Genomic DNA, 3,955 nt, shown 5'->3' on the forward strand with positions numbered 1-3,955 from the left:
CTGGACGATTGGATCCTGTTCGACGACACCGGACTGAAGGGCCAGGCGGCCGCCTGGGCGCGCGAGAACATCGACGGGGTGCTTCCCGACCGCCTCGAGCGGTGCTGGGTATCGAGCCCGGAATTCGACGAAAAACTTGCGCAGTGTGACCGCGTGGTCTACACCGTCGGTTTCGAGCGCAGGAAGTTGCCCGAGACGCCGCAGTGGGGGCAGTTGGACTACAACCGCATCAACGGAATACTGGCCCCCGGGCTTTTCGGGGTGGGCATCGCGTTCCCCCAGTATGCCGAAGACCCCTACGGGTATGGGCAGTTTCGGGTGGGCCTGAAGAAATTCATGGACCATCTCGACGCCGTTCTGCCGCTGTGGCTGCTCTACGGCCCCTGATCTCCGCGAGCGAAACCGGCCCTCGATGGCTTTTAAACTCACCCTGATCCGTTTGAGGAATCGCCCACGCCCGGCCGAGTCAGCCCAGCAGCAGCGCGGGATCGCCACGCCGGCGATACACCGAACCGAACCGGGCATCCAGACGCAACCACGTCGGCAATATCCGGACCCGGATCAATTCGTCGGCGGCGACGGCATCGGGTGACTGCGGCAGAAAACCCATCGCGGTCAAGGCGAACACGCAGCGCATGGGTAGGCCGACCTGCACGTCGGCCGAGCGGACCTGAATGACCTCCTGATCGAGCAGCGAGACCGGCGGGCCATGAGAACTGCTGTGCTGCTTGGCAAGTTGGGCACCGCGTTGCGCCAGATCCAGCATCACCCGGGCCGGTATGTCCTCGAGGTGAGTGAAGCCGGATTCCGGCGGCAACGCACCGCGCCACGCCGAATCCATCGCGAAGCCGGGATCGACGTAACCCGAGGCGTCCATCGCGGGAAGACCGCGCGCCAGCGCGTCCGCGCCTACCGACAGATCGCCGGGCCGCGCCTCACCGACCACCACCCTGCTAGCCAGCACGTCGAAACCCGTTGCTACCCAGGCTGTCAGCAGCCCCGGGGATCGGGTTCGGAATCGGATGATCGCGGCGTCATCGAGCCGCAGCGCGCGGTCGACGAACGCGGCGAGGTCCGCGCGGTGGGCGTCCCGGCAGTCGGCACCCAGCCATAGTCCTCGGTCGGCTACCTGATCCACCGTTGTAGATACTCCCGATGTTGTGGCGAGAGGCGTACCAGCCGCTCCTCCTCGATATGCACGGCGGCCAGCTGCGACTCTGCGATGACCGCGGGCTTCGACTCCGGAGCCGCGCCGGCCGACCGCACCTCGTAGCCCAGCGTGAAGTCGACCGCCCGCAACCGCTTGGTCCACATGGTCACCTGCAGCGGCGAATCCACCAGCCGCAGCTGGCCTTTGTAGGTCACCTTGACCTCGGCGATGAGCAATCCAATGGTCAAGATATCGACTTCGAACGCTTCGCGCAGGAACTGGACGCGCGCCTCCTCGAGGATCGTGACCATCGTGGCGTGGTTGATGTGCTGATACATGTCGATGTCCGACCAGCGGACTGGCACGGGCGCGACGAAGCCGACGCTCAACTTGAGGATCCTCTTCCACTGGTGCGGGTCATGCGACGGATTTGACGCGCGGCGACGGACAGCGTCGCGAGATCCCTGTTCCCGCTTTCCTGGATCTCGATCAGCGTTCGCCGGGCCCTCTCGACTCTGGAGGCACTCAGGTGTTCCCACTCGGCGATCTTCTCTTCACCGCTTTCGTCCGGCTCCCCCACCGCGAGCACATCGAAGCACAGCGATCGCAGCGAAGCATAGATGTCATCACGAATCGCCAAGCGCGCCAGGGAATGCCAGCGGTCCCGTCGGGGTAGTTCGGAGACCGCCGTCAAGAGCCCGTCGGTGCCGAGCCGGTCCATCAGCGCGAAATAGGTGTCGGCGACCTCGGCGGCGTCGATGTCACTGATGTCGCCGATGTCGATGATGTCGAGCAGGCTGAAACGGTAGAGCCCGGCCGCCACCGAATAGGCGAGGTCTTCGGGGGCGCCCTGGGAGATGAATTCCGCGGCTTCCTTTTCGACGATGGCCTTGTCGTCACCGCGCAGCCACTCCGACATGCGGGGCGTCAGCGCCTGGACCTTCGCGGCGAACCGATTGATCTCGGCGCCGACCGCCAGCGGCTGCGGACGGTAGTTGAGCAGCCAGCGCCCGGCGCGATCGATCAGCCGCCGGGTGTCCAGCGTGAGCCGATCCGACAGTGCGACAGGCAGATTCGCCGCGCGGATGCGCCGCCATGTCACTCCCACCCCGAAGATGGCATCGGTGGCGACGTAGGTGCGCACCGCGTCGACCGACCCGACGCCGACGTCTTCGACGATCCGGAAGGCGTAGCTGATCCCGGCGGCGTCCACCAGATCGTTGATCAGCATGGTGGTGACGATCTCGCGGCGCAGCTGATGCGTACGGATCTCCGGAGTGAACCGCTCCCGCAGGGGTTTCGGGAAGTACATGGGCAGTCGGGAGGCGAACACGTCCTGCTCGGTCAGCTCGGTCTGGAGCATTTCCTCCTTGAGCCCCAGCTTCACGTGGGCCATCAGGGTGCACATCTCCGGTGACGTCAGCCCGATGCCGGCCTCGGCACGCCGCGCGATCTCCTTTTCCGAGGGCAGCGCTTCCAGGTCGCGGTGGATGCCGCGCTCGTCGACCAGGTACTGAATCATCCTGGCGTGCACGGGCAGTAGGCTCGCCGCGTTCGCTCGGCTGGTGCCGATCAGGTCGTTCTGGTCGTCGTTGTCGGCGAGCACCAGCTGCGCGACCTCGTCGGTCATCGACTCCAGCAGCGGTTTTCGCTCCTCGGGCTTGACCTTGCCTGCGGTCACCAGGGAGTCGATCAGGATTTTGATGTTGACCTCGTGGTCCGAACAGTCCACTCCGGCCGAATTGTCCATGGCGTCGGTGTTGATCCGGCCACCCGCCAGGTCGAACTCGACGCGACCCAGCGCGGTGACCCCCAGATTGCCCCCTTCGCCAATCACCTTGGCGCGCACCTGGCTTCCGTTGACCCGCACCGGATCGTTGGCGCGGTCACCGACGTCGGCGTCGGATTCGGGCTCCGCCTTGATGTAGGTGCCGATGCCACCGTTGAACAACAGATCCACCGGCGCCTGCAGAATCGCCTTGATCAGATTGGGCGGGGTCATCTCGGTGGCCCCCTCCTGTAACCCCTCGATGCCCAATGCAGCGCGGACCTGCGGGCTGACCGAAATCGCCTTGTGCTCACGGCTGTACACGCCGCCGCCCTCGCTGATCAGCGACGTGTCGTAATCCTCCCAGCTGGACCGCGGCAGGTCGAACATCCGTCGGCGTTCCTCCCACGAACGCGCGGCGTCGGGGTCGGGGTCTAGGAAGATGTGCCGGTGGTCGAAGGCGGCGAGCAGCCTGATGTGCTTGCTCAGCAGCATGCCGTTGCCGAAGACGTCGCCGCTCATGTCGCCGATCCCCACCACGGTGAAGTCCTCGGTTTGCGTGTCGACGTCCATCTCCCGGAAGTGCCGTTTGACAGCCTCCCAGGCGCCTTTGGCGGTGATACCCATCGCCTTGTGGTCATAGCCGACCGACCCGCCGGATGCGAACGCGTCACCCAGCCAGAATCCGTACGACTTCGCGACGTCGTTGGCGATGTCGGAGAAGGTGGCGGTGCCTTTGTCCGCCGCCACCACCAGGTATGCGTCGTCGCCGTCGCGCCGGATGACTTCCGCTGGCGGGCTGACCTTCCCGGTCGCGTGGTCGACGTTGTCGGTGACATCGAGCAGGCCGGAGATGAACAGTTGGTAGCAGGCGACACCTTCGGCGCGGCTGGCGTCGCGGTCCGCGGCGGCATCGCCGGTGGGCAGCGGGGGCCGCTTGAGGACGAATCCGCCCTTGGCGCCCACCGGCACGATGACGGCGTTCTTGACCGCTTGCGCCTTGACCAGGCCGAGGATCTCGGTGCGAAAGTCGTCTC

Annotated in this window: 3 protein-coding genes and 1 pseudogene; 1 reads left to right on the forward strand and 3 read right to left on the reverse strand. The window is 65.7% G+C overall.

Translation table 11 applies throughout. The annotated features are described in order from the left end of the window. Positions 1-387: pseudogene (locus A5652_RS13425) on the forward strand (pyridine nucleotide-disulfide oxidoreductase); the annotation flags it as partial. A gap of 79 nt (positions 388-466) precedes the next feature. On the opposite strand, the gene A5652_RS13430 reads toward A5652_RS13425, so the two are convergent. From A5652_RS13430 to A5652_RS13440, 3 genes are all read right to left on the reverse strand, one after another. Next, positions 467-1,138, reverse strand: a complete 672-nt coding sequence (locus A5652_RS13430; RefSeq protein WP_067351733.1) for a hypothetical protein — start codon at positions 1,136-1,138, stop codon at positions 467-469. After that, positions 1,126-1,539: a thioesterase family protein gene (locus A5652_RS13435; RefSeq protein WP_067351736.1), complete on the reverse strand. Its 414-nt coding sequence runs from the start codon at positions 1,537-1,539 to the stop codon at positions 1,126-1,128. Before A5652_RS13435 ends, A5652_RS13430 begins: the two co-directional genes overlap by 13 nt. Further along, positions 1,536-3,955, reverse strand: a 2,420-nt coding sequence (locus A5652_RS13440) for an NAD-glutamate dehydrogenase domain-containing protein (RefSeq protein WP_197513950.1), incomplete at its 5' end; no start/stop codon positions are given. The genes A5652_RS13440 and A5652_RS13435, both read right to left, overlap by 4 nt.

The sequence above is a fragment of the Mycobacterium sp. 1165178.9 genome (genome assembly GCF_001673555.1).
Taxonomy (GTDB): domain Bacteria; phylum Actinomycetota; class Actinomycetes; order Mycobacteriales; family Mycobacteriaceae; genus Mycobacterium.